We start from the raw sequence: 25491 nt of genomic DNA on the forward strand, positions 1-25491 counted from the left end.
CGGAGTGGAACACCGGGTTCTGTTCCGGGTGGAACTCAATGGAGCGGCCGTCCGGATGACGACCCCACGGCGGGCCCCTGCACCCGAAGAGGCCTGCACCCGAAAAGGGGGGTGCAGCGTGGTCTGGCCGGCAGCGGCGGCGGTATCGTGTCGTATGACCGACACCCACCTCAAGACCGCTGACCTGTCTGGAACCGGGGGGCCCGCAGACCAGACCAGTGCCCCTGGAACGGCCCCGGCGACCGGGCAGACCAGCGGGCAGACGCCTGGGCAGACCCCCGCCCAGGCCTCGGCCCAGCAGCACCGGGACGCCGCGCCGCGTTCGGCCCGCGTGGCCGTGGTGACCATCAGCGACACCCGTACGGCCGAGACCGACACCAGCGGCCAGTACCTGATGGAACAGCTGCGGGCGGGCGGTCACGAGGTCGTGGGCTACCGGGTCGTGAAGGACGACGCGGTCGAGATCCGCGCCGCGCTGGTGCAGTACGCCCGCGAAGCACAGATCGTCCTGTCCTCGGGGGGCACGGGCATCACCGGGCGCGACGTGACCGTGCCGGTGGTGGAGTCGCTGCTGACCAAACAGATTCCGGGCTTCGGCGAGCTGTTCCGGATGCTCAGCTACCAGCAGGTCGGCGGCGCGGCCATGCTCTCGCGGGCGGTGGGCGGGCTGTGCCGGGGAGCGGCGGTCTTCGCCATGCCCGGCAGCCTGAACGCCGTGAAAACCGCCTGGGAGGGCATCCTGCGGGATGAACTGAGCCACCTCGTGTTCGAGCTCGAGCGGCACGGTCAGCCGGGCGTGACCCAGACCGGCGTGGAGCCGCTGCCTGCGGCCCCGGCGCCGGCTTATGTCTCGCTGGAGCGCCCCCCCCTGGCGCCCCTGCCCGGCGGCTTCCCCCAGCCGGGCACCGGCGGCGGGGTGGCGGCGGGTCTGGGGCGTCACAAGAAAGGTGATGGTCGGCCCTGAATCCGCTGCTGCTCCCCTGGCCACCGCTCGATCCCGTGAGCGGCGCCCTGGCGCTGTGCGTGGCCCTGATCGCCGCTCAGTGGCTGTGGCGGGTGGCCCGCGAGGCCCGGCTGGGCTTCGTGCCGGGCTCGGCATGGTGGGCGGTGCCGGGTGTGGTCTGCCTGCCCCTGGCCGCGATTCTGGACGTGCCGGCGCTGTTCGGGGTCGGGGCGGCCCTGCTGCTGCTCGCCGAGTTCTGGCCGCTGGCCTACCGCCGGCCCCGATCACGGCCTGACCCCGCCTGGCCCGCCGTGGGCGCGGTGCTGAGTCTGGTGGCGGTGTTCGGGGTGCTGCGCCGGGGGGCGCTGGGCCCCGAAGCGGTCGGCGCGGGGCCGCAGCCCATCCTGCTGACCCTGCTGCTGGGCCTGAGCGTGGCCAGCGCCGCTGGACTGGTGGCCGCCCTGCGCTTCCCGAAGGTAGCCACCCGACCCGCGCTGGGTTTCCAGGCCCGCTGGAACCGCACGCTTACCCCGGACTGGCCCGAACTGAACGTGACCCTCTCGGAACGGGGCGCCCACCTGCGGAATGTCTCGCGTACGCCGCTGCGGCTGGCCGGCTGGTCGCCCGCCGGGATGAATGCCTGGTACCGCGTGCGCGACGAGCAGGGCCGCGTGCTGGCCGAACTGGCCGCCGGGCAGGTCGCGCTGCTGCCGGTCACGCCCTTCGACAGCGGCGTGCGCGTCTGGTACGGCCCCGTGGAGGGTCGGCGCGGCGCCCGGCCGCGTGAGGGGCAGGACGCGGGAAACCCCCAGGCGCGGCTCTTCCGCGCCGACTGGACACCCGCCGCCCAGGCAGCCCAGCGGGTGCTGAACTGAGCGGGGGCTGAACGGCGTATCGGATGGACTGTGCTGGATAGACCGAGTTGGATTGATGGTTTTGGGTGAACCTCGTCGGGTGGAGTGTCGCTGGTCTGTGCTGTGCCTGGAACCCGGCCCCACGCCCCACCATCGGGCGCACCCGGGGATGGAGACGGGCGGTACCCCCCCCGACGCCGGAGTGCCCCGCAGGAGCCCTTCTCACGCCGGGGCGGGGCCCGTGGCGTATGGTGGTCGGCATCGTGAGTCTGGTGTTCGACTGGTCGGCCCTGCGTCCCCTCACCGCCGGGACGGGAACGGCGGGAGAGCTGCGCCGTCATGCCGCCGATTTCCGCGTACAGGAAGTGCCGGCGTATGCGCTCAGCGGCCAGGGGGAATTTCTGTTCGTGGAGCTGGAGAAGACCGGGCACACCACCTCGCATGTGCTGCGCGAACTGACCGCGCAGCTGGGCCTGCGCGAGCGCGACATCGGCGTAGCCGGGCTCAAGGATCGCCACGCGGTGACGACCCAGTGGCTCAGCCTGCCGGCCAAAGTCGAAGACCGGCTGGGCCAGTTCGCGCTCGACGGCGTGAGCGTGCTGCAGACCACCCGGCATACCAACAAGCTGGGCATGGGGCATCTGCGCGCCAACCGCTTCGTGGTGCGGGTGCGCGGCGCCTCCGGTCAGGGGAACCTGGCCCGCGAGGTGCTGGACAGCCTGGGCCGCCAGGGGGTGCCGAACTACTTCGGGCCCCAGCGCTTCGGCCTGGGGGGCCTCAATGCCGAGGAGGGGCTGCGCGTGCTGCGCGGCGAATCCAGGCTGCGTGACCCGCGCGTGCGGCGCTTCCTGACCACCAGCGTGCAGAGCATGATCTTCAATTCCTTCCTGAGCCTGCGGCTGGAGCGCGGCGTGTTCGACTCGCTGCTGGGCGGCGACATGGCCAAGAAGCACGACACGGGCGGAGTCTTTCTGGTCGAGGACGCGGCCCAGGAGTCCCCCCGCGCCGCCCGGGGCGAGGTCAGCGCGACCGGCACGCTCTTCGGGCGCAAGGTTCGGCCCCTGCAGCGCGAGGCCGGCGAGCTGGAGCGCGAGGCGCTGGCGCAGTTCGGCCTCAGCCCGGAGGTGTTCTCCTCACGCAAGGGCGACCGCCGCCTGACCCGGGTCTTTCTGGAGGAAGCCGGCGTGACCGACGAGGAGGACGGCTTCAGCGTGGCCTTCACCCTGCCGCGCGGAAGTTTCGCCACCAGCGTCCTGCGCGAGATCATGAAAACAGATGTGGACGCCGCCGCGCTGAGTGAGGAACCGGACGAGACCGGAACCGGAGGAGAAGAGTGAAGTCAGCTCACCGAATGCCAGGTCACCCCATGCCGGCCCACCGACGGCCCGCTCACCGACGGCGCACTGACCGGATGGTGTCCGTGCTGATCGGCCTGGGTCTGTCTGGCCTGGGCTCGTGGGCCCTGGCGCAGAATCCGCAGGGCATGTCGGCCAGCCTGAACGTGAAGCTGAGCCACAGCGGCGCCATCGTGCAGGGCCGCGTGAGCGTGCCCAAGGAAGATGAGGTGACCGGCGCCTGGAGCAGCGTCGGCCGCGCGAGGCTGCTGCGCTGTGCGCCCCGTTGTCAGGTGGTGAGCAGCATCCCCGTGCAGGGCAGCCTGATGCTCAGCAGCGACTCCGGCTACCGCGTGGTGCTGGGCGGCAAACTGAGCGCCGGGCAGAAGGTGAGTCTGGTTTTGCGCCTGCGCGGCGGCCTGATCCTGAATGTGACGGCGCCCGTGAGCCGCTGAGAAGATACTGGCCGTGGGTCACTCCGACCAGAGGCGGGGCTTTCTGGCTGCCGGATACGGCCGGCCCGGCGAGCGCTTCCGGCTGGCCGCGTTCCCCGCAGGCGGGCCCGGCAGCGGCCCCGCCTCGCAGGGGATGTCCTGGGCCCCGGTCGGCCGGCGCTGGGCGGTCGTGACCGCCTGGAACCCCGGCGGGCGGCGGGCCTCGGGGGAGCACAACGAGACGGCCCAGCGCACGCTGAGTCAGCGCTGGAAGGGCGCCGCCCTGGACGGCCTCAATGGAGAGGGGGCCTGGGCCGAGCCGGCCCTGATCCTGCTGGACGCGCCACTGACCGAGGCGCTGCGGCTGGGCCGCGAGTTCGATCAGGCGGCGATCCTGTACGGGGTGGGCCGGCGGGTGGCACTGGTCTGGCTGAACCGCGGGAGGACACGGATCGAGAGGTACTGGGCCGCGCCGGTTGGCGGTTCGGGAGAAGCGCGGCCTGTATAGTCACTGGTTGTGACGACCTCCGGCCTGGACGCCATCTCGACCCTGGGGGTGCTGCCGCCCGCCGGGCCCAGCTGCGTGCATCTGCCGCTGAACGTCTCCCCCCAGGAACTCGCCCGCTACGCCGTGGGTCTGGCCAACGCGCGGGGCGGCACCGTGCTGGTCGGCGTGGATCTGGTGGGGGGCGCTCCTGCCGAGCGCGACGCCGGGGAACTGCACCCGCTGATGGTCACGCACGCGATCTTCGAACTCTCCGGCGGGCGCCTGACTGTGAACGTGCAGCACCACCGCCTGCCCGGGGGCGCGCGGGTGCTGGCCGTGTTCGTGCCGCAGGCGCCCTACGTGCTGGCCGCGCCCGACGGCTCCGTGATCGCCTGGGACGGCGCGCATCTGGTGCCGGTCACGCCCTCGGAGGCCGAGCCGGTGGCCGATCAGGACTTCACGGCCACCGTGCCGCCCGACGCCTCGCTGGCCGACCTCGACCCGGCCGAGGTGGCCCGCCTGCGTGGCCTGGGGCGCCGGATCGAGGCCGCCCGACTGCCCGATCTGGACTTCCTGCGCGAGCTGGGGCTGCTGATCCCCAGCCACGGGGCGCTGCGGCCCACGCTGGCCGCCATCCTGCTGGCGGGCACGCCGGCCGCCCTGCGCGCCCACGTGCCGCAGTCCGAGGTCTGTTACTACCACCACGCCGGCAGCGACGTGGAATTCCAGTTCCGTGAGGATCTGCTGCGGCCCATTCCGGCGCTGCTCACCCGCCTGGCCGAACTGATCCAGGCCCGCAACCGCTTCACTCCCGTGCAGGTGGGCCTGTTCCGTATCGAGGTCTGGGATCAGGACGAGGCCGTATACCGCGAGGCGCTGCTCAACGCCCTGACCCACCGCGACTACACTCTGCGCGACGCCGTGCATGTCCACCACCATCCGGATCGGCTGGAGATCCTGAACCCGGGCGGGCTGCCGGGGGGCATCACGCCGGGCAACATCCTGCGCCACCAGCCCAAACGCCGGAACCCCCTGCTGGCCGAGGTGCTGGCCCGCCTGGGGCTGGTCGAGCGCGCCGGGGTGGGGGTGGACAAGATGTACTCGCTGATGCTGCGCCACGGCAAGGAGCCCCCGGAGTACATCACCTACCCGGACGCCGTGACCCTGAGCCTGCATTCGCCGGGCTTCGACGCCGACTTCGTGCGCTTCGTGGCCCGCAAGCAGGAAGAGATGCAGACCCTCTCGCTGGACATGCTGATCGTGCTGAGCCTGCTGCTGCGCGAGGGCGAGGCCACCCGGGGCACCCTGGCCCGCGCCCTGCAGCTCCCGGAAGACCGCACCCCCAGACTGCTGCGGAGCATGGAAGAACACGGCCTGATCGGGCGCGCCGGCGTGGGGCGCGGCATCTCCTACACGCTGAGCGCCGAGGTCTGGCTGGCCCTGGGGCGCCGGGAGGCGGGAGCGGGGGGCGCCGCCCTGGTCTCCCCCGCTCCATCGCCCGATCCGGATCGATCCGGGCAGCCGACCCCGGTGGCGCGGCCCACCCGCCCAGCCCCACCCGCTGCCCGGCCGGCGAAGACGGCCAGACCAGGGGCGGCCAGCGCCGCCGGCCCCTCGCGTGGGGAGATCCGCGCCATCGCCCTGGCCCTGGCCCGCGAGCAGGGGCGGGTACGGAACGTGGATCTGCGTGCCGCCTGCGGCCTGAGCACCCAGCAGGCGTGGCGCACCCTGCGCCGGCTGGTGCAGGACGGCCTGCTGCGGAAGCTGGGCACCGGCACCCGCGACGCCGCCTACGAACGGGTCTGATCGATCCCGAGCGAGAGCGCACCCCAGGCGCTGAATATCCGACCGGAAGGACTCGCAGAGCTGCGAGGCAGAGAACGAAGACCGGCTCCAGAGCGTGATGCCATCACGGGCGTACGCTTGATGGGGCACCTTGATGCAAAGTCGGCGTGACTGCGGTTGCCAGAGGGGCGAAGGGATTGAGTCACGGCCACAGACCTTGGTGTGTGCGGAGTCCATGGGGATGCCTCCCTCCCGCAAGTGCGCCGGAAGACCGCTGTTGACGGGCAGTACGGCAGGAACGAGCGACTCGTGAGGCGGCGCATCTCATCTTGAGCGGCCTCTCAGGAAACCCGCACGGAAGTGACCTCTCTGTCTGCCTTTCGTGTTCTGTCCGATTGACAGGCCTGCAGGCGCAGTGTAGCCTTCCCCTACCAAACTCGCATAAAAGTGGAACCGCTTCCGAAAACGGAGCGGGTCAGGGCTGATCCTGACGCCCACCAGGAGGATTCATGAAGAAAGCCATTGCGCTCTTTACGCTCACCGCCGCCATCGCTTCGGGCAGCCACGCTGGCGCCGTCACGCTGACCATCGCCTGTGGCGCCGTCGGCCAGGAACTGGAACTGTGCAAGGCCGGAGCCGCCCGCTGGGCTGCCAAGACCGGCAATGAAGTCAAGGTCTTCGAGAGCCCCAACCTCACCAACGACCGCCTGGCGCTGTACCAGCAGCAGCTGGCCGCCAAGAGCAGCGACATCGACGTCTACCAGCTCGACGTGGTCTGGCCCGGCCTGCTGGCCCAGCACTTCATCGACCTGAAGGGCAAGGTGCCTGCCGCCGAGGTCAACACCCACTTCAAGGGCATCATCGACGCCAACACGGTGGACGGCAAACTGGTCGCCATGCCCTGGTTCACGGACGCCGGTCTGCTGTACTACCGCACGGATCTGCTGAAGAAGTACGGCTACGCGGCTGCCCCCAAGACCTGGGCCGAACTGGCGACCATGGCCAAGAAGATTCAGGACGGCGAGCAGAAGGCCAACAAGACCTTCGCCGGCTTCGTGTGGCAGGGCAAGAACTACGAAGGCCTGACCTGCGACGCCATGGAGTGGCTGGTCTCCTTCGGCGGCGGCACTATCGTCGATTCGACCGGAAAGATCACCATCAACAACCCCAATGCCGCCAAGGCGCTGGACACCGCCGCGAGCTGGGTCAAGACCATCAGCCCGGCCGGCGTCACCACGTACGGCGAGGAAGAGGCGCGCGGCATCTTCCAGTCGGGCAACGCCGCCTTCATGCGCAACTGGCCCTACGCCTGGTCGCTGGGCCAGAGCGCGGACTCCAAGGTCAAGGGCAAGATCGGCGTGGCCCCGCTGCCCTCGGGCGGCGCCCGCAACGCCGCGACCCTCGGTGGCTGGCAGCTCGGCGTCAGCTCGTACTCCAAGAACCAGGCCGCCGCGATCGAACTCGTGCGCTACCTGGCCGGCCCTGCCGAGCAGAAGATCCGCGCTATCGAGGGCTCCTACAACCCCACCATCACCACGCTGTATAAGGACGCCGACGTGCTGAAGGCCAACCCCTTCTTCGGCAGCCTGTTCTCGGTCTTCACCAGCGCCGTCGCGCGGCCCTCCGGCCCCACCAAGAGCAAGTACAACCAGGTCTCGCAGGCCTTCAGCTCCGCCGTCAGCGACGTGCTGTCCGGCAAGAGCAAGGGGCAGGCCGCTGTGGCCCAGCTCGCCACCAACCTGGCGCGCATCAAGGGCGCTGGCTGGTAAGCCCGCTGACCCGTCTCCGGGCGGGTGCCTAGACGATGCAGTGAAGGGGACGTCCACAGTGGATCGTCCCCTTCTTCCGTGATCCTGCGGTGTCCACGACCGTCCTGAACACAGACCTGAAGCGGGTGGTATCGTGCGGCACACCACCTGCCGGCTCTGCGTCCCAGCGCCCCTCCCGCTTATCTGTTCCTTCGCACAGGAGGCCCCCACCATGACCACGCAAGCCCCCACCGAACCACGGAAAGTGGTCAAGACGCGGGGAATCGAGGCCGCCCGCGCCCGGCAGGCCCTCTGGCTGCTGCTGCCCACCTTGATCGCCATCGCGCTGGTCGCCGGCTATCCGCTCTGGCGCACAATCTTCTTCTCGGTGCAGGAGGCCAACCTGACCTCGCCAGAGCAGGCCCGCTACGTGGGCTTCCAGAACTTCTGGTTCACCACCGAGGACGGGGTCGGCATCGGCTTCCTGCAGGATCCCAAGTGGTGGCAGGCGGTCAAGAACACCATGCTGTTCACGGTGGTTTCGGTCTTCCTGGAGACCGTCTTCGGCATGATCATCGCGCTGGTGGTGAACGGCACCTTCAAGGGCCGCGCTTTCCTGCGAACCGCCATGCTGGTGCCCTGGGCCATCCCCACGGTCGTATCGGCGCAGATGTGGGCCTACATGTACAACGACTCCTTCGGCCTGATCGGCCAGGGGCTGCTGGGAGGCCAGGCCCTCCTGGCCGACCCCGACAAGGCCATCTGGGCGCTGATCGCCGTGGACGTCTGGAAGACCACCTCGTTCATGGCCCTGCTGATCCTGGCGGGCCTGCAGAGTCTGCCCAGCGACATGTACGAAGCCGCCGACATGGACGGCGCGAGCAAGTGGACACAGTTCTGGCGCATGACCCTGCCCCTGCTGCGGCCTGCGCTGCTGGTGGCGCTGGTCTTCCGCTCGCTGGACGCGCTGCGCGTCTTCGACATCATGTACGTCATGCTGGGGCCGGTAAACGCGGCGAGCACGTCCATGACCGGCTACGCCCGCCTGACCCTGATCGACAACTCGCTGCTGGGCGTGGGCAGCGCGGTGGCCGTGGCGATCTTCCTGATCATCATGGTGATCGTCGTGATCTACGTGACCGCGTTCCGCGTGAAGTTCGACTGAGGGAGGTGAACCAAGTGAACCTGAAACGCACCAGCCCCGGCCTGTATTACCTTCAGCGCACCGCGTTCTACGCGCTGGTCATCGCCATCACCTTCTATCTGCTGTTTCCCTTCGTCTGGGCCGTCATCACGAGCTTCAGCAAGGGGGCCAACCTGTTCCTGCCTCCGGCCCAGTTCCTGGTCTCCGAGAAGACCGTCGAGAACTATGTGCAGGTTTTCGGAAACCCGGCGTTCCAGCGCGGGCTGCTGTATTCCGTGATCGCGGCGGTCGGCGCCGTGGTGATCAGCCTCCTGTTCGGAAGCTTCGCCGCCTACGCGCTGGGCCGCTTCCGCTTCGCCGGCAAGCAGGTGATCCTGTACGTCATCCTGGCGGTCAGCGTGTTCCCGCAGATCGCCGTGCTGGGCGGGCTGTTCACCCTGATCCGCGGCGCCGGGGTCTTCAACAACCCGCTCGCCCTGATCTTCTCGTACCTGATCTTCACCGTCCCTTTCACCGTCTGGGTGCTCACTTCCTTCGTCAGGGACATTCCCGGCGAGCTGGAAGAGGCCGCGCTGGTCGACGGCGCCAGCCCCCTGCAGACGCTCTTCCAGGTGCTCTTTCCGGTGATGATGCCTGCGCTGGTCACGACCGGCCTGCTGGCCTTCATCAACTGCTGGAACGAATACCTGTTCGCCCTGACCTTCATGAGTTCCAACCGCACCGTGCCCGTGGTGATCGCCAACTACTCGGGCGCCTCGCAGTACGACCAGCCGTGGGGGCCGATCATGGCCGCGAGCATCGTGGTCACCGTGCCGCTGATCATCCTCGTGCTGGTGTTCCAGCGCAACATCGTGTCCGGTCTGACCGCCGGGGCCGTCAAGGGCTGAACTCCGGCCCACAGCCCATCGAGTGGGGCCGCCTTCCAGCGCTGGGAGGCGGCCCCTGTGGGTGTCGGTGACTCACTCCGTTCGACCCAGAGTGGTTGACGGTCAAAACCATCAACCACTCTGGGTACCGCTATCAGTTCAGCCGGCTGGCCGCCGACGGAGTGCCCTCGCCAGCGTAGGTGGCGGCCACGCTCCGCAGGATCTGGCGGGCCAGCCGGATCAGGTCATCTTCCGAGGTGGTTTCCAGGCGGAACACGCCGCCCTCGCCGTATTCGCCCTGAAAGGCGCCGTCCAGGCGGCGCACGCGCACCAGCACCTCGCACAGCCCGAGCCGCAGCCAGGCCGCGTGGAAGCCGCCGCTGGGCGTGGGCCGCAGCCGGTTGGTGGGATCGTCGATGAAGTCCAGCGTGACGTTGTTCAGCGGCAGCCCCGGCCCGCTGGCTGTCCGCAGGGCGTGGTAGAGCGCCTGCAAGAAGGCCTCGCAGGCGCGTTCCTCGGCCTGACGCCGCTCGGCGTGCCGCTGGATGATGGCCTGGAGTTCGTCGAATTCGCTCATAGGGGGCCGGACGCCCGGGTCCGGCCTCCATTCCTACCACGGAACGGCGCCCGCCGGGTCGGGGGGCGCTCGAGATGGAGCGGCGACGGCCTGACCGCTATGCTGCCCCGGTGAGCGCTCCGCAGTCTGCCCCCGATTCCCCGTCCGGCGCGCTGTTCATTTCGAACGGCACGGCCGAAGACCTGATCGGGGCGCGGCTGGCCGCCCTGCTGGCTGGGGGCCCGGATGGACTGCAGGCCCGGTACGTGCCGCTGGTCGGGGAGGGCCGCGCCTACGCGGGCGTGAGCGGCGCCCGGCGGGTCGGTCGGGTGCTGCGGCTGCCCAGCGGGGGCTTCCCCTTCGGCAGCCTGGACAACCTGCGGGCCGATCTGCGCGCCGGACTGATCCGGGAGTCGCTGGGCCAGTGGGCAGATGCGGTGCGGGGCGCCCGGGGAGCCGGCGCGGTGGTGGTGGTGGGCGACGCCTACGCGCTGATGGTCGGTACCCTCACGGCGCGGCGCGGCGGGGCGGCCCTGATCCATGTCCAGCCGCTGCTGAGCGCCCACTATCTGGACGGTCTGGGCGTGGCCGGCACCCTGCGCGAACTCAATGCCATGGGAGCGAACCGGCCGCTGGGCTACGAGCTGGCCCTGGCCCGCCACGCCGACGCCGTGTTCGTCCGGGACGCCGCCACCGCCCGGTTCTACGCCCAGCGCGGCGTGCCCGCCCGCTTCGCCGGCAGCTTCGCCATGGACGTGCTGCCGGCGCCCGAGCGGGAGCTGGACGTGCCGGAGGGGCCTCCCCTGCTGGCCCTGCTGCCGGGTTCCCGGGACGATCACCGCCAGAGCCTGCCCCTGATGCTGCGCGCGGCGGCGCAGCTGCCGGAGATGCACGCGCTGGTGGCCTGGCCGCACGCCTTCGCGGACGTGACCCTCCCGCCGGGCTGGACGCTCGACCTCCAGGGCGGCGACCATCAGGGCGGGAACAGCGCCGTGGCCTGCGGGGAGGGCACGCGGGTCACGCTGCTGCGCGGGGCCTTCGGGGCCATAGCGCGCCGGGCAGACATCGCCGTGGGCACCTCGGGCACCGCCAACGAGCAGCTGGCGGGGCTGGGGGTGCCAGTGGTCGCCTTCCCGACGGACGGGCCGCAGTACACCGCCGGCTTCGCGCGCCGGCAGGGTCGCCTGCTGGGCGCGGCGCTGAGCGTGGTGGAGGCCGATCCGGAGGCGGTGGCGGCCGGCGCCCGCGCCTTCCTGCACAGCGGCCGCCTCAGGGCCCGCGCCGCCCACGCGGGGCTTGGCCGGATCGGCCCGGCCGGCGCGCTGCCCGTCATCGCGCGGGAGATCGTGCGGCTGGCCCGGCGCCCCTGAAGCGTGCAGGCCCCCGGCGCCGGAGCGGGGGGCCTGCGGGGATCGGGGTCGGGGCCTACTGCTCGTCCTCGGGAGGCATGGAGGTGCTGGCCGGGTCGCTGGCGATCATGCTGCCGGCCGAGGCCACGTCCTGGGCGTCCATGCCGCGCTGCTCGAACTCACCGGGGGCCTTGCTCTGCGCCTGAACCTCCGCGTCGAGCTGCTGCGCCGGGTCGGTGCGTCCCATGAACTGCAGGTCGACGTTGCTGACCTCTTCCTCGGTCTTGGGCAGCTGGGCCTGATCGGTCTGGGACTGGTCGGGAGTGTGCGTCATGGGGCCACGGTAGCAGGGGCGGCCCGGCCTGAATCTGAGGGCTTCCTTCACGTCGCTTGACCCTGCCCACCCCGACCGGCCCCGGCAGAGCGCTCAGCTCCCCAGCTTCAGGACACTCTGATTGCCGCGCAGTACGAAGACCAGAATTCCGGCCCCCAGCAGCGCTCCGGCCTGCTGCTCCAGCGCCCGCACGGAGTCCGGGGCGCCCACCCACTGGCGGCGCGGCTTCTCACCGGGCTCCAGGTAGAAGCCCTCGGGAAGCGCGATGATCGCCACCCGGCTGGCCTGCGCCCGGGCCCGCATGGCCTGGGCGATCAGCGCCGGGCCGGGCTGCGCGCTCAGGATGAAGAGGTTGCCGCCCGAGCGGGTCGGGGGAATGAGCGGCTCTCCAGGCTCCAGCGTCACCTGGGCCAGCCGCCGCAGGGCTGAGCGCACCGCCTCGGCGTGCTGCCCGGCCGGCGAAGCGCCGCTCCGCGTGGCGACCGACACCGGCAGGTTCAGGGCCAGCCCCTCCTGCACCAGACTCGCCGCGAGGCGCACGGCACTCTCCAGATAGACGTCGTTTCCGGCGGCCGTGTCGAGGTACACCGTGACGCTGCTCGCGGCGGTGCGCTCCGGATCCCGCACGGTCAGGGTGCCCAGGCCAGCGCCGGTGCCCAGGCTGCTGGCACTGCGCCGCCAGTGCACGCGCCCGGGCGGATCGCCCGCCACGTACTCGCGCACCCCGCGCAGGCTCAGGGGGTCGTCCAGGCCCAGGCGGCGGGTCAGGCCGCCCTCGCTCAGCAGGGGGCGCAACAGATCGGGCAGCACCAGCCCGTGCGTGCCGGGATAGACCACCAGTTCCTGCGGGGCGCTCACCGGGCAGTGCCGCCAGAACAGGCCCAGCGGGTCGGCCCAGCGCAGGGTGGCGCCGGGCCAGACATGCACGCCGCGGCGGTTCAGGCTCAGCGGGGTCAGGAACTCGACCGTGACCCGGCCGGCCCCCACCCCCGCCAGCGTGACCGGCGTATCCGGCACCACCGAGCGCGGGGCGGGGTCTTCCAGCACGAACCGCAGCGGCAGCCGCGAGTGCACCGCCACCTGCACCGTGAGCAGCGCGCGGGTGCCCTGGAAGCCGCTGGGAGGCAGCGCCCGTTCCAGGGTCACGGCCGGGGGCACGCGGTAGGCCCACCACAGCGCCCCGACCAGTGCCAGGACGACCCCCAGCCAGACCAGCAGGGGGGTCACGGCCGGGACGGCGCCGGACTGGGATCGGCCTGGGCCACCCCGGTCTGGGCCGTCCGCTCCGGTGCGGGGGCCTCCACGGGCACGGCCTCGGCCCTCAGCACCTCGCGCACCACGCTGTCGGGCGGCGTGCCCTGCAGGCGGGCTTCCAGGCTCAGGCTCAGGCGGTGGCCGAGCACGCCGGGCGCGGCGGTCTGCACGTCGTCCGGGGTCACGAAGCGGCGGCCGTCCAGCCAGGCCAGCGCCTGAGACATGCTCTGCAGCGCCAGGCTGGCCCGTGGCCCGGCCCCCAGCGTGACCTGCGGGTGGCGGCGGGTGCGGGCGCACAGGGACGCTAGGTAGCGCTGCAGATCGGCCGAGACGTGCACCTGCCGCACCCCCGCCTGGGCGGCGAGCAGGTCGGCGGGCGCCGCCACCGCCTGCAGCGCCTGGATCGGGTGCTCCGCGCGCAGTCGCCCGAGCATCTCCACCTCGTCCTCCAGCGCCGGGTAGCCCACCGAGAGCCGCAGCAGGAAGCGGTCGAGCTGGGCCTCGGGCAGGCGGTAGGTGCCCTCGTGCTCCACGGGGTTCTGGGTGGCGATCACCACGAAGGGGGCCGGCAGCGGCCGGGTCACGCCGGACTCGGTGACCTGCCCCTCGCCCATGGCCTCCAGCAGCGCCGACTGGGTGCGCGGCGTGGCGCGGTTGATCTCGTCGGCCAGCAGCACCCCGGTAAAGACCGGGCCGGGCACGAACTCGAAGACCCCGCTGGCCGGGCGGTACACGCTGACGCCGGTCACGTCGCTGGGCAGCAGATCCGGGGTGAACTGGACGCGGGCGAAGTCCAGGCCCAGGCTGCGGGCCAGGGCGCGGGCCAGCATGGTCTTGCCGGTGCCCGGCACGTCTTCGAGCAGCAGGTGACCTCCGGCGAGCACGCCGGCCAGCGCCAGCCGGGTCACGTCCCCTTTGCCGACGAGCACCTGGGCCACGTTGTCCAGAACGCGCCGGGCGAAAGCCGGCTGGGAGGGGGAAGCAGGGAGAAGGGTCATGGGTGTCCTTTTGGGGAGGGTGAAGGGGGATCGGGAGGGTCGGGGGTCGTCCGGTCGGCACTGTGCAGTTCGGCACTGTGCAGATCGGCACTGTGCAGATCGGTCGCCTGCGAGCGGAGGTCGGCCAGGGCGGCTTCGGCGACGTCCGCCTCGTCGTCGGTGATCCGGCCGCCGTAGCGCACGGGCCCGTAGGCGGCGCTGAGCACCTGCAGAGGCCCGGCCAGAGCGGGGAACTGGCGCCCCAGGCGCGCGGCGTACCCGGCCGGCGTCTCGGACTCGGCGCGGCCCTGCCCGGTGGCGCGCAGCGCGGCCTCGGCCTGCTGCCAGGCGCGGCGCACCCGGTGGAGGGGCTCGGCGGCCCGTTCCGGCCCGGCGGGCACCTCCGCGTCCGGCGCCGCTGCAGGCCGCAGAGCCTGTCCCAGCCGCAGGGCCAGGATCACCATCCCCACCAGCAGCAGCAGGCTCAGGATCAGCAGCACCGTGAAGAGCGGGCCGACGTCGATGATCCGCTCGGACGTGACCCTGTTCAGCAGTTCCCTGAGGGCATTGCCCGGCGGAGGAGGCGCTGACGTGGCGACCTGCTGCCCACCGCCCGCGCCGCTGCCGGAGAGCAGCAGCGACGCCGCGAGCCAGGCCAGGCCAGTAAGCAGCAGGCCCAGCACCATCAGCCGCTCGACCAGCGTGGGCCGGTGGCCGGTTCGCGCCCACAGCCGCCACTGGAGATACCCCAGGGCCGCCACCAGGGCCAGCCCGACCAGCAGGAAGAGTTCCAGAGGCAGGGCCGCCACCTGGCCCCCCAGCTGGAAGGGCAGGCGGATCTCCGGCGAGCCCCGCACCGCCTCCAGCAGCGGGCTGTCCGGCGGCGTGGGGGCGGCCGGGGGCGGGAGCGGGGGCGGTGGAGGGGCAGGAACGGAAGGCCGCGGCGCACTCGGGGCCGCCGGCCCGAACCACCCCGCCCACAGCGAGGGCTGCCGGGGCAGCAGCAGGGCGCTCAGGGTCAGCGCCAGCGCGGCCAGCCCCCAGCGCCACGCCGCGCCCCCGGGGGCGACCCGCCAGGCCACGGGGCGGTCGTCGGCGCCCGGCCGGGCCAGCGCGCCGCCCGCCAGGGCCAGCAGCAGCAGGGGCTGAGGGGCGAGCAGGCCCAGTCCCAGCGGCACGAGCAGGCCGGCCCGCCCGCCGTTCTCGGTCGACTGCGCCCCGAGGTGCATGGCCACCGCCAGGAGCATCTGCAGCACCAGGGCCAGGGCGGCCCGTAGCAGGGGCCCCGGTCCCGCCTCCAGGGTTCCGGGCAGCGCCACGAAGAAGCCCAGCGATACCACCAGCAGGCTGAGCAGCAGCCGGCCCGCCGCCCACTCGGCCGCGCGCACGCCCAGCGCGTACAGCGCACACAGCGCCCCCACCTGCCAGAGCGGCATAGCTCCGGCCAGGGCCAGGGGCAGCAGCGCCAGCCCGTACTGGCGCAGCGCCGGGGTGTCCGGCCGGATCGCCCCGGCCTCCGGGAGGGAGGGGGCGCTCAGGGGGCCGCCGACAGGGACAGGAAGCCAGACAGGAAGCGGGGGAAGATCACGATGGATCAGGATACGGGGCGAGGCGCCGCCGGGTTGCCGGCCATCCGGCGATGAGGTGTGCGGCGGCGATCACCCGTACTCCGCCAGTAGCAAGCACCGCCCCAGCCAGAAAGGCGTGGGGCGGCGGCAATGAGACCCGGTTCGATTCAGACCAGCCCAGTCCAGTCAGACCAGCCCAGTCCAGCGGGGTTCAGTCCAGGAAGTCGCGCAGCTTGCGGGTGCGGCTCTCGTGGTACTTGAGCTTGCGCAGCGCCTTGTTCTCGATCTGGCGGATGCGTTCGCGGGTCACGTTGAAACGCTGTCCGACCTCTTCCAGGGTATGTTCGCGGCCGTCCACCAGCCCCTTCCTGAACTTCAGCACCATCGCCTCGCGCTCGGTGAGCTTGCTCAGCGCCTTCTCCAGCTCCTCGCTGAGCAGGGTCTTGGCGGCGTTGTCTACCGGGGAGTCCAGGTTCTCGTCGGGGATGAAGTCGCCGTAGAAGGAGTCCTTCTCGTCGCCGATGGGGGTTTCCAGGGAGACTGGCTCCTGGCTGACCTTCTGCACTTCCTCGACCTTGGCGGCGTCCCAGCCCGGCCCCATCGCCTCGGCGATTTCCTCGTAGGTGGGTTCTCGGCTCAGCTCCTGCTGCAGCTGCCGCGCTGTGCGGGTCAGTTTGTTGATGGTCTCGACCATGTGCACCGGAATGCGGATGGTGCGCGCCTGGTCGGCGATGGCGCGGTTGATGGCCTGACGGATCCACCACGTCGCGTAGGTCGAGAACTTGTAGCGGCGGCGGTATTCGAACTTCTCGACCGCGCGGATCAGGCCCTGGTTGCCTTCCTGGATCAGGTCGAGGAAGCCCAGGCCGCGCCCGGTGTACTTCTTGGCGATGGACACGACCAGCCGTAGGTTCGCCTCGATCAGGCCCTGGCGCGCGGCGGCGCCGTCCTCGGTCTGGCGCATCTGGCGGCGGCGGGCGCGGTCGTCCATGTCGAGGTCTTCTTCCAGCACCTTGCGGGCTTCCTCGCCCTCCTCGATGCGGCGGGCCAGCGCGATCTCCTCTTCCAGGGTCAGCAGGGGCACCCGGCCGATCTCGTGCAGGTACTGCCGCACCGGGTCGTTGCTGACCGCGCGCGGCATGTCGTCGAAGTATTTCTCCTCGTCGTCTTCCTGTGGAGCGGCGGCCGCGACCGGGCCGTCGTCGGTATCGGCGTCGTCGGCGTCGTCATCGTCCTCGTCGAGATCCTGCACCTCGATGTTCTGGGCCGCCAGATACAGCTGCATGTCCTCGAAGGCGTCGGGGCTCTCCGGATCGAGGCCGCCCGCCTCCAGCGCGGTGGCGAGGGCCGTGGCGATGTCCTCGCTGGCCAGCACCCCCGTGGCCTTGCCGCCCTTGAGCAGTTCCTGAATGCTGGCGTGCGCGTAATACGGCTTCTCCGCGACACCCCCCTTGGGCGCTGGCGGGGCTTTGGGTGCCTTCGCCGCGCCTTTGGCCGCCTTGGCAGGCGTCAGGGTCGGGGTTACGGGGGTCGGCGTTGCGGGGCTCGCCACAGGGTCGACAGAAACCGTGTCGACAGCTTCAGTCTGGGCCGCCTCGGCCTTGCTGGCCTTGCGAGCCTTGACCGCAGGGGCCGCCGTGGGCTGCTCCTCCGTCAGGGCGGCCGAGGGCGCCGCCTGCGCCGCACCGGCTCTGGCGGGCCGGGCCTTGACGCCCGTCCTGGGCGCGCTGTCCTTGGTCTTGGCCTCAGGCTTGGCACTGGGCTTGGCCTTGGGCTCCGTCGTGGCCTTGGTTTTCGGTGCGTCAGCAGCCTTGGCCGGCGCGGCTGCCGAAGCACTCACCCTGGGGGTCGCCCCGACTTTGCTGCGGGTTTTTGTAGAATCTGCCATGCGGCCTCCTGCGATGGGGCGATTGTGCGTATAAACGTTGGTTGGTCTGAAGGTGTGTGGTGGAGAGATAAGACGGGAGTCGGCGGGCGGTGAATCCGGCTTTTTGGGCGCGCCGGGCACCGGAACGCGTCAGTCTAGCAAACCGGCCCCACTGAGCCGCCCATTGAAGCGGGGTCAGCGCTCACGTCCGAACCGACGCCTGGAGACGTGAAGTTTACTCTCGGACACCGAACCAGGACAGCCAACCCTATACATACGGGCCGGAGGGTCTGAAGGTTCCCGGGGCCTGCCGGATCGGTTCAGGCCGGGCCAGGCGCGCCGCGCCGCGCCTCCAGCACCTTGAAGCCGCCCGAGCGCGCCCGTTCACTCACAGGGCCGATGGTGCCCAGCGGACGCTCGTAGGGCAGCGGCTCGTTGGCCACCAGGTACAGCGTGCCGCCCGGATTGAGGCGCCGAGCCGCCGCCGCGATGAATTCGCGGGCCACGTCCAGCACCACCCCCCGGCCCACGTGGAAGGGCGGGTTGGTCAGGATCACGTCGAAGGTCGCGGGCGGCAGGTTCGCGTCCACGTCCGAATGCACCACCTCACCGCTCAGGCCGCTGGCGCTCAGGGTGGCCTGGGCGCTGCGGACGCTCTGCAGGTCGCCGTCGAGCAGCGTGACCCGCGCGCCGCGCCGGGCCGCCCAGGCGCCGATCAGGCCCGCGCCGCAGCCCAGGTCGAGCACGCTCCGGCCGTTCAGGTCGAGATCCTCCAGCCCCTCCAGCAGCAGAGCCGTGGCCTTGTCGGGTCGGCTCGCGCTGAACACGCCGCTCAGGCCGACCACCTTCACCCCGAACGCCTCGTAGGTCTCGGGTTCGGGCAGGGGGGGCGTCGGGCCGGGGCGCCGGATCAGTTTCGCCACGCGCATTCCTCCGTCACGGGCCACCGTCTCCCCCGTGCCGAAGGCGGCGCTGGCCGCGCGCACGTAGCGGTCGAAGCCCTTGTCGCGGTCGCCGGCCAGGTAGAGGGCGCCGCCGGGGGGCGTGGAGGCGTGCGCCCACGCCACCTGCGCGGCCGCGTAGGCGCTGCCCCGGTCACCGGCCAGCACCAGCGCCACGGTACGCGCCCGCTGGGGCCAGTGCCCGGTGAGGGGGTCGCCGGGGGCCGCCGCCAGCGGCTCGTGGCCGGCGGCCCGCAGCGCCGCCAGGGCCGCCGCCGAACCCTCCACCGCCCGCAGGGTCACGCCCGGCAGACTGCCCAGCAGGCCGCCCATGGCGCTCAGATCCAGCACCTCACCCCGCACCTTGTCTTTCCGCATGGTCTGGGCCAGCAGGGCCTGGGCGTCGTCGATGCCGGGAAAGCCGCGCACGCCGGGCTTGGTGAAGGCCACCAGCCCCTCCAGCCGGGGCGGAAGCAGCGCGGGCCGAACCTCGGTGTAGCGGGTCTGGGGGTCGGTTCCACCTTCAGCCCCGACCTCGGCACGGGTCTGCGTGACGGACGACGAGCGCTTCACACGGATCTTCTGTCTGCCTGGGCCAGTCACGCCCTACCGTCTATCACACCTGCCCGCCGGGGATTCGGGCAGCGCGGCGCGGCGGCGGCCCGGTAGCCTGCCGAGCGGCGACCGGACACTAAAGAAGGGGTGAATGTACGAATGCTGACCATTTCCCCCCACACTGTTAAAGTCTGAGGAACAGAAGGCAGATCACGGCGGCCGCAAACAGCCGCGCTGAACACCGACCAGTCGGCAGGCTCGGGAGCTGTCCCAGGGGGCTCGGGGCCCGTCCCTGTTGCTGGAACTGGAGGCACGTATGCATGGACTCGATCACCTGACCCGTCCGCCCCGTTCCCGGCTGCCGCTCGCCGGCCTGCTGAGCCTGGCCCTGCTGAGTGGCTGTGCCCGGCCGGTCACGCCGACGGCGCCGGTGCCACCGAAGGTGGTGGCGACCGGTCTGAACGGCCCGCAGGGGGTACACGTCTCGGCAGACGGCACGGTCTGGGTCACCGACGACGGACTGGGCGGCACCACTCCCTTCACAGTGCCCGGACAGACCGATCCGGGCAACTTCGGCGATTCGGCCCGTCTGGTCAAGGTCGCACCCGACGGCACGCAGAGCGTGGTAACCAGTATGCCCTCGATCAACATCCCCGGCATCGGCCCGACGGGCGGCGGCAAGATCGCCGTGATCGGCGACGCGGTGTATGTGGCCAACGGCGTGTGGAACGCGGGCTTCTCGGTGGCCCGGCCGGCCAAGGCCTCGGCGGTGCTGCGGGTCGACGGCAGCGCCACGGTGGAACTCGCCAACGTCTTCGCCTTCGAGGCCGCCACCAATCCCGACGGCGTGGCCCCGGCGCAGGGGGGCATCGACTCGCACGCCTACGGTCTGGCCGCCGGGCCGGACGGTCAGCTGTATGTGGCCGACGCCGGTGCCAACGCGCTGTTCAAGGTCAACCCCCAGGGCGGCCTGGTAAGTCTGGTCGCCTCGCTGGCAGGCAAGACCGGCACCGGAGCCCAGTCGGTGCCCACCGGGGTCGCGTTCGGGAACGACGGCAACGCCTACGTCTCGCTGCTCAGCGGCGGCCCCTTCCCGAGCGGCGCGGCCAGGATCGTCAAGGTCGCGGGCGGCGTGGTCAGCGACTTCGCCACCGGCCTGACCATGCTCACCGATGTGGAGAAGGGGCCGGACGGCAAGCTCTACGCCGTGTCGTTCGGCTCGTTCAACCCGGCCTCCACAGCCATCCCGTTCACGGCCAACGCGGGTTCGATCATCCGGCTGGGGTCGGGCGGCGAGAAGACGACTGTGCTCAGCGGCCTGAACTACCCGACCTCGATCTCATTCAATGCCGCTGGGGACGCCTTCGTGGCAGAGAACGGCCTGGGGCTGCCGGGAAGTGGCCGGGTGGTTCGGTACTCGCAGCTGACGCGGTACACCGGGCAGTAAGTCTGAGCAGACGACACTGGTTCTCCCCCCTGTATCTCCGGAGCAGTCCGTCTGGGAATGCTCAGAATCTAAGGTTTGATGGAGACCAACTAAGTCCGCAGTGAAGCCCCGTCACATCGGCGCTTTAGCCCCGTGCGCGATACTGCCCGTGTCGCACAATCAAACCGGTCGAGTGAAATCGGTTCCATCGCCCCGCATGACAGGCGGGGCTTTCCGTGGTCGTCGGGTGGGGTGTATTCCCGCAAGCATTCAACTCTGCCAGGCCTCAGTCCGACCACTTTCAGCATATATGGATTCCGTCGATTTCCCGAATATCGATAACATCATCAAACGTCCATTCAATTGCTGAGACTCGTCTTTTGCCTTGCATCAGAGTTCTACGAGTCCTGCTGGTTCGGATTGAGTCGAAAAACCAGGATTCAGCTCAGCCTCGCTCGTCCAGCACCCCCTGGCCCTCGTGGTCGGGGCTGATGTCCAGCGCGTCGAGCCTGACCACAAAGCGTTTCTGGAAGTCGGCGCGCAGGGCGGTCAGGTCGTCTCGTGGCGCTCCCCGTACCCCGATCCCTACCCGGTCGGCGCCCGACTGCGACCACAGCCGCAGGGTGTGCTGCGAGTGATCCAGGCCGAAGCCGGCCAGCCAGAAGGCGACCTCGCGCGGGAAGAGCTTCACGCCCTTGACCTTGAGCATCCCGCCCACGTTGCCGAACACCCCGCCGGGCAGGTAGGTGCCCTCGGCGCGGCGTTCCAGGCGGGTCAGGTCGCCGGTGCGGAAGCGCAGCAGGGGCATGGCCTGTTTGCCCAGATGCGTGACCACCAGTTCCCCGCGCTCCCCGTCCGGCACGGCGGCGCCCGTCTCGGGGTCGATCACCTCGAGATACACCCAGTCGTCCAGCACGCGCAGGCCGTCCTTGGCTGGGGTCTCCAGCGCCATCAGGCCCGCTTCGGAACTGGCGTAGCAGTCCAGGGCCACGCCGCCCAGCGCCGCCTCCACCTTCTCCCGGCGCCCGGCGATGGAGGTCAGGGGTTCCCCGCTGGAGATCAGCAGGTCGATCCGCGCGCCGGCCTCGCCCAGCCGCTGCGCGAAGCTGGGGGCACTGACCAGCACGCGCACGCCGAGCTGCCGGATCGTCTCCAGCTGCGCCTCCGATTCACCGGGGCCGAAGGGAAGCGTCTTGGCGCCCAGCGCCTCCAGGCCGTCCTGCATGATCCAGCCGCCGGCGAAGCGGTGGTAGCCGAAGGCCACCTGCACATGGTCGCCCGGGCGCACGCCGGCCCGCGCGAAGGCCCGCGCCGCCGCCTGACCGTGCGAGGCCACGTCGGCGCGGGTGGCGTATTCGGGCAGCCAGCTCCCGCCGGGGTGCGGGGTCAGGTGTACCCGGACAGCCTCCGGGTGCAGCAGTTCACCGGCCTCGAAGGCGCCGGTCAGCCGCCCTCTGGTCAGGAAGGGCACGTCGGCCCAGGCGGCCCCGTCGGGCACGTCCGAGAGCGCGGCGCGGTACAGGGGCAGGCTTCGCAGGCGGGACAGCAGGGCGCCGATGCCGGGGGGAGCCGGAAGCAGCGAAGACAGGGTATGGGTCATGGCACTCCACAGGCAGTGGGTTGGCGGTGTGGGACTACATCCAGCGTTTGCGGCGTTTGTAACTCTTGACGTCGCGGAAGCTCTTGCGCTGGCCGTGTTCGGTCACGCCCAGGTAAAACTCCTTGACATCGGGGTTGCTGGCCAGTTCGGCACTCTCGCCCTCCATGACGATCCGGCCCCCTTCCATCACGTAGCCGTAGTCGCTGTGGCGCAGGGCGATGTTGGCGTTCTGCTCGACCACCAATACGCTCAGGCCCTCCTCCTGATTGATACGCCGCACGTTCTCGAAGATCTCGGCCACCAGCAGCGGCGCCAGGCCCAGCGAGGGCTCGTCCAGCAGCAGCACCCTGGGGTGGGCCATCAGCGCCCGGCCGATGGCCAGCATCTGCTGCTCGCCGCCCGAGGTGTAGCCCGCCTGCCTGGAGCGCAGCGCCCGCAGCTTGGGAAAATAGGTGTAGATGCGCTCCAGATCGCTCTGCCAGTGGCCCCGGCCCAGGATCGCCCCGGCGCGCAGGTTCTCCTCGACGTTCAGGTGCTTGAAGACCCGGCGGCCCTCGGGCACCTGCACCACCCCGGCCTTCACGACGTCCGTACCGTTCAGGGCGCTGAGGACGCGGCCGCCGAACGACACGGTGCCCTCGCGGATCTTGCCGTTCTCGGGCTTGAGCAGCCCCGAGATGGCGCGCAGGGTGGTGGTCTTGCCGGCGCCGTTGGTGCCCAGCAGGGCCGTCACCCGGCCGGCCCTGACGCTCAGCGACACCCCGCGCAGCACCTGGATGATGTCGTGGTAGACGACCTCCACGTTGTTCACGGTCAGGTCGCCCTGCGCGGCCAGAGTGGGCGGTGGAGGCGCGGCGGACTGGATGGATGGTGCGGTCACGGAGTCTCCTTGGGAGGGCGCAGAGAACGGAGAGCAGCGGGCAACCGATGTCTTTGAAAGCCTTCTGCCCTCAGCCCTCTGCCTCAGTTCGGGTGCACCAGCTTGAACATCTGGCTGCGCTGCGCGCCCGTGATGGCCTTGAAGTTGCCGGTGTTGTCGGCCTGCAGCAGCCGCAGGCTCTCGGCGCCCACGTGATCCTTGGCGCTGAAGCTCACCGGGCCGACCGTGAAGCCGGGGTTGAAGGTCTTGCTGCCGGTCATGCCCGTCACGGCCCGGAGCATCGCCTCCGAACTGCCGTCGCCCTTGGCGCGCTTCAGGGCCTCGATGGCGATACTGGCGGCCAGCATCCCGGAGGTGTAATGCACCGAGCGGATGGTGTCGGCCTTGCGGCCGTACTGCGTGCCGACCTTCTTCACGAGCTGCATCCCCGGCTTGTCGGCCTCGTCGTAGAGGAAGTACGAGGTGCTCCAGATGAAGTTGTTGGCAGCGTCGCCGGCCAGGCGGGTCAGGTCTTCCCCGCCGGTGTAGTGCGCGCCCATGAACTGCATCTTGCCCAGCAGCCCTAAGCGCTTGGCGTCTTTCAGGATGTTGGCGACCGGCCCGGCGGTGTTCTGGTTGACCACGTACTTCACGCCCGCCGCCTCGAAGCGCTTGAGCAGCGCGGTGTTGTCGAGGTTGTTGGCGCCGACCTCCTGCACGTCCACGATCTTCACGCCCAGGCGCTCGGCGGCCTTCTTCACGTCGTCCACCGGGGCGCGGCCGAAGGGGCTGGGGTTCACGACCAGGGCGATCTTGGCGCCGCGTTCCTTTTTCGCCACCCACTCGACCAGACTGATCAGCTGCTCGGAGTACGAGGAGATCGGCAGGAAGATGTAGTCGGAGTTGGCGCCGTCGATGTTGCCGATGTGGTAGCTGCCGGGAAACGTGACGGTTTTGGTCTCCTGGATGGTGCTCTTGAGCTGCAGTGTGCCGCCCGTGGAGTAGCCCAGGAAGGCGCTGGCCCTGAGGTTCCCCACGTAGTCCTCGAAGTTGCGCTGGGTGTTGGCGTTGTTGTACTGGTCGTCGCGCACCACGCAGTTGAGCTTGGTGTCCGGCACCATGTTCTGGGCGATGGCGTACTTGCAGTAGTCCTCGATCCCGGCGGCGTAGCTGGCCCCGGCGTCGGAGGTCGGCCCGGTAATGGCGCCGCTCCAGCCGATGGTCACGGTCTTCTGCGCCGCAGCGGTGGACAGGGTCAGCAGGGCGGACAGGACAAGTGCTCTCTTCATGGTGAACCTCCGGGTGGGGCGGTGAAGGGGACGGGTTGGATGGGTATGGGTAAGTTGAAAGAGTCCAGAATCTGGCACTTCGCGGATATTCCGCTGCGCGTCGGTCGGGAGGGCACCGCCCGCCGCTCCACTGCACATCCGCTCTTCCCTCGGCTTTTCGCTTCGCTCGCGGGGCCGTTAGAACTTGTACGGCCACTTCTTGAAATACATCCTCACCAGCCGCCACCAGTTCGCCAGCCCGCGCGGCTCGAACATCAGGAAGAGGACGATAGCGAGGCCGAAGGAGAGGGGCCGCAGGGCGCTGGTCACGTCCACGCCCTCCGGGAAGAGGTTCAGGCCGCCGAGCCACTGGCTGGCCTTTTCCATGGTGCGGTCGAGCGCCACGATGAACAGCGGCCCCAGGAAGGAGCCCGGCAGGCTGCCCAGGCCGCCCACGATGGCCATGGCGAGCAGCTGCACCGAGATGGACAGGCCGTAGTCCTCGATCACCACGGCCTTCTGGAAGTAGGCGAAGAGGCCCCCGGCGATGCCCGCGTAGAAGGAACCGATCATGAAGGCGGTCAGCTTGGCGGTGCCGGGGTGGATGCCCATGGCGGCGGCGGCGCGGTCGTTGTCGCGCACGGCGATCAGCGAGCGGCCGTGCCGGGTGCGCAGCACGTTGCGCCACAGCAGCGCCAGCGCCACCAGCACCGGCAGGATCAGGTAATACCAGAAGATGTTGTGGTTCAGGAAAGTGTCGCGGATGCCGAAGACCTGCACGGTGGGCAGGCTGATGGCGCCGCCCTGCTCCAGCAGCGGCGAATGCCCGACCGACCACTCGAAGATCAGCTGGAAGGCCAGCGTGGCCACCGCCAGATACAGGTATTTCAGGCGCAGGCTGGGCAGGCCCACGAAGGTGCCGATGACCGCGCCGGCCACGCCTCCCAGCGGGATCGCCAGGAAAAAGGGCAGCCCCCAGCGGGTCGCCGCCAGCGCCGTGGCGTAGGCGCCCACGCCCATGAAGGCCGCCTGCCCGATGTTGATCAGGCCGGTGTAGCCGGTGGTCACGTTCAGCCCGATCACCGCGACCGCGTAGATCATGATCATGTTCACGTCGCGCAGCATGGTCTTGGGCAGCAGCAGCGGCAGGGTCAGCAGCAGCAGCACGAACACGATCAGGCTGGCCTGCTCGGCATACGTGGCGAAGATCGTCTGATCCTGCTGGTAGCGCGTGCGGTAGTTGCCGGTCTGGGTGAAGCGGGAAGCGGGCACTAGCGCACCTCCGCTGCGCGGCTGATGGCTGATTGCTGATGGCTGATGGGCACACGTCCACGAGAATCCC

Annotated in this window: 22 protein-coding genes; 11 read left to right on the forward strand and 11 right to left on the reverse strand. The window is 70.4% G+C overall.

Going from position 1 to position 25491, the window contains the following annotated elements:
• Nucleotides 1-154 precede the first annotated feature (154 nt).
• The 9 genes from CVO96_RS02035 (at nucleotide 155) to CVO96_RS02075 (ending at nucleotide 9616) form a co-directional block, all read left to right on the forward strand.
• Complete coding sequence (locus tag CVO96_RS02035) at nucleotides 155-964, forward strand: MogA/MoaB family molybdenum cofactor biosynthesis protein (RefSeq protein WP_103309770.1); 810 nt, start codon at nucleotides 155-157, stop codon at nucleotides 962-964.
• Between the two features lie 35 nt (nucleotides 965-999).
• Complete coding sequence (locus CVO96_RS02040; protein ID WP_243398123.1) at nucleotides 1000-1818, forward strand: hypothetical protein; 819 nt, start codon at nucleotides 1000-1002, stop codon at nucleotides 1816-1818.
• A gap of 227 nt (nucleotides 1819-2045) precedes the next feature.
• Nucleotides 2046-3134: a tRNA pseudouridine(13) synthase TruD gene (truD, locus tag CVO96_RS02045; RefSeq protein WP_103309774.1), complete on the forward strand. Its 1089-nt coding sequence runs from the start codon at nucleotides 2046-2048 to the stop codon at nucleotides 3132-3134.
• A 74-nt stretch (nucleotides 3135-3208) separates the two neighbouring features.
• The gene (locus CVO96_RS02050; RefSeq protein ID WP_103309776.1) at nucleotides 3209-3586 is read left to right on the forward strand and encodes a hypothetical protein; all 378 of its coding nucleotides are present in this window, start codon (nucleotides 3209-3211) and stop codon (nucleotides 3584-3586) included.
• Nucleotides 3587-3599: 13 nt separating this feature from the next.
• Nucleotides 3600-4073 (forward strand): DUF3293 domain-containing protein, encoded by a 474-nt coding sequence (locus tag CVO96_RS02055; protein WP_243398124.1) that lies wholly within the window; start codon nucleotides 3600-3602, stop codon nucleotides 4071-4073.
• 9 nt (nucleotides 4074-4082) lie between these two features.
• Nucleotides 4083-5858, forward strand: a complete 1776-nt coding sequence (locus CVO96_RS02060) for an AlbA family DNA-binding domain-containing protein (protein ID WP_103309780.1) — start codon at nucleotides 4083-4085, stop codon at nucleotides 5856-5858.
• Nucleotides 5859-6346: 488 nt separating this feature from the next.
• Nucleotides 6347-7606, forward strand: a complete 1260-nt coding sequence (locus CVO96_RS02065) for an ABC transporter substrate-binding protein (RefSeq protein ID WP_103309782.1) — start codon at nucleotides 6347-6349, stop codon at nucleotides 7604-7606.
• Nucleotides 7607-7817: 211 nt separating this feature from the next.
• Entirely contained in the window at nucleotides 7818-8750 is a 933-nt protein-coding gene (locus CVO96_RS02070; protein WP_103309783.1) for a carbohydrate ABC transporter permease, read from the forward strand.
• 14 nt (nucleotides 8751-8764) lie between these two features.
• Nucleotides 8765-9616 carry a carbohydrate ABC transporter permease gene (locus CVO96_RS02075; protein ID WP_103313241.1) on the forward strand — a complete coding sequence of 284 codons (852 nt, stop codon included), beginning with the start codon at nucleotides 8765-8767 and terminating at the stop codon, nucleotides 9614-9616.
• A 133-nt stretch (nucleotides 9617-9749) separates the two neighbouring features.
• Here CVO96_RS02075 and CVO96_RS02080 read toward each other — a convergent pair whose 3' ends face one another.
• Nucleotides 9750-10172, reverse strand: coding sequence for a hypothetical protein (locus CVO96_RS02080; RefSeq protein ID WP_103309786.1), 423 nt, complete (start codon nucleotides 10170-10172; stop codon nucleotides 9750-9752).
• Between the two features lie 110 nt (nucleotides 10173-10282).
• Between CVO96_RS02080 and CVO96_RS02085 the strand changes: the two genes are divergently transcribed.
• Nucleotides 10283-11521, forward strand: a complete 1239-nt coding sequence (locus CVO96_RS02085; protein ID WP_243398125.1) for a lipid-A-disaccharide synthase-related protein — start codon at nucleotides 10283-10285, stop codon at nucleotides 11519-11521.
• 55 nt (nucleotides 11522-11576) lie between these two features.
• On the opposite strand, the gene CVO96_RS02090 is transcribed toward CVO96_RS02085, so the two are convergent.
• The 6 genes from CVO96_RS02090 to CVO96_RS02115 all read right to left on the reverse strand — a co-directional run bounded on the left by CVO96_RS02090 (nucleotide 11577) and on the right by CVO96_RS02115 (nucleotide 19020).
• Nucleotides 11577-11834 carry an M-like protein gene (locus CVO96_RS02090; protein WP_103309792.1) on the reverse strand — a complete coding sequence of 86 codons (258 nt, stop codon included), beginning with the start codon at nucleotides 11832-11834 and terminating at the stop codon, nucleotides 11577-11579.
• Between the two features lie 93 nt (nucleotides 11835-11927).
• Nucleotides 11928-13061: a DUF58 domain-containing protein gene (locus tag CVO96_RS02095; RefSeq protein ID WP_103309795.1), complete on the reverse strand. Its 1134-nt coding sequence runs from the start codon at nucleotides 13059-13061 to the stop codon at nucleotides 11928-11930.
• On the reverse strand, nucleotides 13058-14086 hold the full coding sequence (locus tag CVO96_RS02100; RefSeq protein ID WP_103309799.1) for an AAA family ATPase: 1029 nt from the start codon (nucleotides 14084-14086) through the stop codon (nucleotides 13058-13060). The genes CVO96_RS02095 and CVO96_RS02100 overlap by 4 nt, the downstream gene beginning before the upstream one ends.
• The gene (locus CVO96_RS02105) at nucleotides 14083-15501 is read right to left on the reverse strand and encodes a DUF4129 domain-containing protein (RefSeq protein WP_103309801.1); all 1419 of its coding nucleotides are present in this window, start codon (nucleotides 15499-15501) and stop codon (nucleotides 14083-14085) included. Before CVO96_RS02105 ends, CVO96_RS02100 begins: the two co-directional genes overlap by 4 nt.
• 343 nt (nucleotides 15502-15844) lie before the next feature.
• Entirely contained in the window at nucleotides 15845-17521 is a 1677-nt protein-coding gene (rpoD, locus tag CVO96_RS02110) for an RNA polymerase sigma factor RpoD (protein ID WP_103309804.1), read from the reverse strand.
• Nucleotides 17522-17820: 299 nt separating this feature from the next.
• Nucleotides 17821-19020 (reverse strand): class I SAM-dependent methyltransferase, encoded by a 1200-nt coding sequence (locus tag CVO96_RS02115; RefSeq protein WP_423739368.1) that lies wholly within the window; start codon nucleotides 19018-19020, stop codon nucleotides 17821-17823.
• Nucleotides 19021-19312: 292 nt separating this feature from the next.
• On the opposite strand from CVO96_RS02115, the gene CVO96_RS02120 reads away from it, so the two are divergent.
• The gene (locus tag CVO96_RS02120; RefSeq protein ID WP_103309806.1) at nucleotides 19313-20443 is read left to right on the forward strand and encodes a ScyD/ScyE family protein; all 1131 of its coding nucleotides are present in this window, start codon (nucleotides 19313-19315) and stop codon (nucleotides 20441-20443) included.
• Nucleotides 20444-20867: 424 nt separating this feature from the next.
• Here CVO96_RS02120 and CVO96_RS02125 read toward each other — a convergent pair whose 3' ends face one another.
• The 4 genes from CVO96_RS02125 to CVO96_RS02140 all read right to left on the reverse strand — a co-directional run bounded on the left by CVO96_RS02125 (nucleotide 20868) and on the right by CVO96_RS02140 (nucleotide 25421).
• A complete protein-coding gene (locus CVO96_RS02125) occupies nucleotides 20868-22022 on the reverse strand; it encodes a phenylacetate--CoA ligase family protein (RefSeq protein ID WP_103309808.1) in 1155 nt (384 codons plus the stop codon).
• A 34-nt stretch (nucleotides 22023-22056) separates the two neighbouring features.
• The gene (locus CVO96_RS02130) at nucleotides 22057-22902 is read right to left on the reverse strand and encodes an ABC transporter ATP-binding protein (protein WP_165795176.1); all 846 of its coding nucleotides are present in this window, start codon (nucleotides 22900-22902) and stop codon (nucleotides 22057-22059) included.
• An 83-nt stretch (nucleotides 22903-22985) separates the two neighbouring features.
• Nucleotides 22986-24170: an ABC transporter substrate-binding protein gene (locus tag CVO96_RS02135; RefSeq protein ID WP_103309810.1), complete on the reverse strand. Its 1185-nt coding sequence runs from the start codon at nucleotides 24168-24170 to the stop codon at nucleotides 22986-22988.
• A 177-nt stretch (nucleotides 24171-24347) separates the two neighbouring features.
• Nucleotides 24348-25421 carry a branched-chain amino acid ABC transporter permease gene (locus CVO96_RS02140; RefSeq protein WP_103309813.1) on the reverse strand — a complete coding sequence of 358 codons (1074 nt, stop codon included), beginning with the start codon at nucleotides 25419-25421 and terminating at the stop codon, nucleotides 24348-24350.
• Between the last annotated feature and the right edge of the window lie 70 nt (nucleotides 25422-25491).

The sequence above is a fragment of the Deinococcus koreensis genome, assembly GCF_002901445.1.
Classification (GTDB): domain Bacteria; phylum Deinococcota; class Deinococci; order Deinococcales; family Deinococcaceae; genus Deinococcus; species Deinococcus koreensis.

Bases quoted from the DNA above. Each gene is read 5' to 3' on its own strand.
- CVO96_RS02035 (WP_103309770.1), top strand. From the start codon at position 155: ATGACCGACACCCACCTCAAGACCGCTGACCTGTCTGGAACCGGGGGG.
- truD (WP_103309774.1), top strand. From the start codon at position 2,046: ATGGTGGTCGGCATCGTGAGTCTGGTGTTCGACTGGTCGGCCCTGCGT.
- CVO96_RS02050 (WP_103309776.1), top strand. From the start codon at position 3,209: ATGGTGTCCGTGCTGATCGGCCTGGGTCTGTCTGGCCTGGGCTCGTGG.
- CVO96_RS02065 (WP_103309782.1), top strand. From the start codon at position 6,347: ATGAAGAAAGCCATTGCGCTCTTTACGCTCACCGCCGCCATCGCTTCG.
- CVO96_RS02070 (WP_103309783.1), top strand. From the start codon at position 7,818: ATGACCACGCAAGCCCCCACCGAACCACGGAAAGTGGTCAAGACGCGG.
- CVO96_RS02080 (WP_103309786.1), bottom strand. From the start codon at position 10,172: ATGAGCGAATTCGACGAACTCCAGGCCATCATCCAGCGGCACGCCGAG.
- CVO96_RS02090 (WP_103309792.1), bottom strand. From the start codon at position 11,834: ATGACGCACACTCCCGACCAGTCCCAGACCGATCAGGCCCAGCTGCCC.
- CVO96_RS02100 (WP_103309799.1), bottom strand. From the start codon at position 14,086: ATGACCCTTCTCCCTGCTTCCCCCTCCCAGCCGGCTTTCGCCCGGCGC.
- CVO96_RS02105 (WP_103309801.1), bottom strand. From the start codon at position 15,501: ATGCCGCTCTGGCAGGTGGGGGCGCTGTGTGCGCTGTACGCGCTGGGC.
- rpoD (WP_103309804.1), bottom strand. From the start codon at position 17,521: ATGGCAGATTCTACAAAAACCCGCAGCAAAGTCGGGGCGACCCCCAGG.
- CVO96_RS02120 (WP_103309806.1), top strand. From the start codon at position 19,313: ATGCATGGACTCGATCACCTGACCCGTCCGCCCCGTTCCCGGCTGCCG.
- CVO96_RS02125 (WP_103309808.1), bottom strand. From the start codon at position 22,022: ATGACCCATACCCTGTCTTCGCTGCTTCCGGCTCCCCCCGGCATCGGC.
- CVO96_RS02135 (WP_103309810.1), bottom strand. From the start codon at position 24,170: ATGAAGAGAGCACTTGTCCTGTCCGCCCTGCTGACCCTGTCCACCGCT.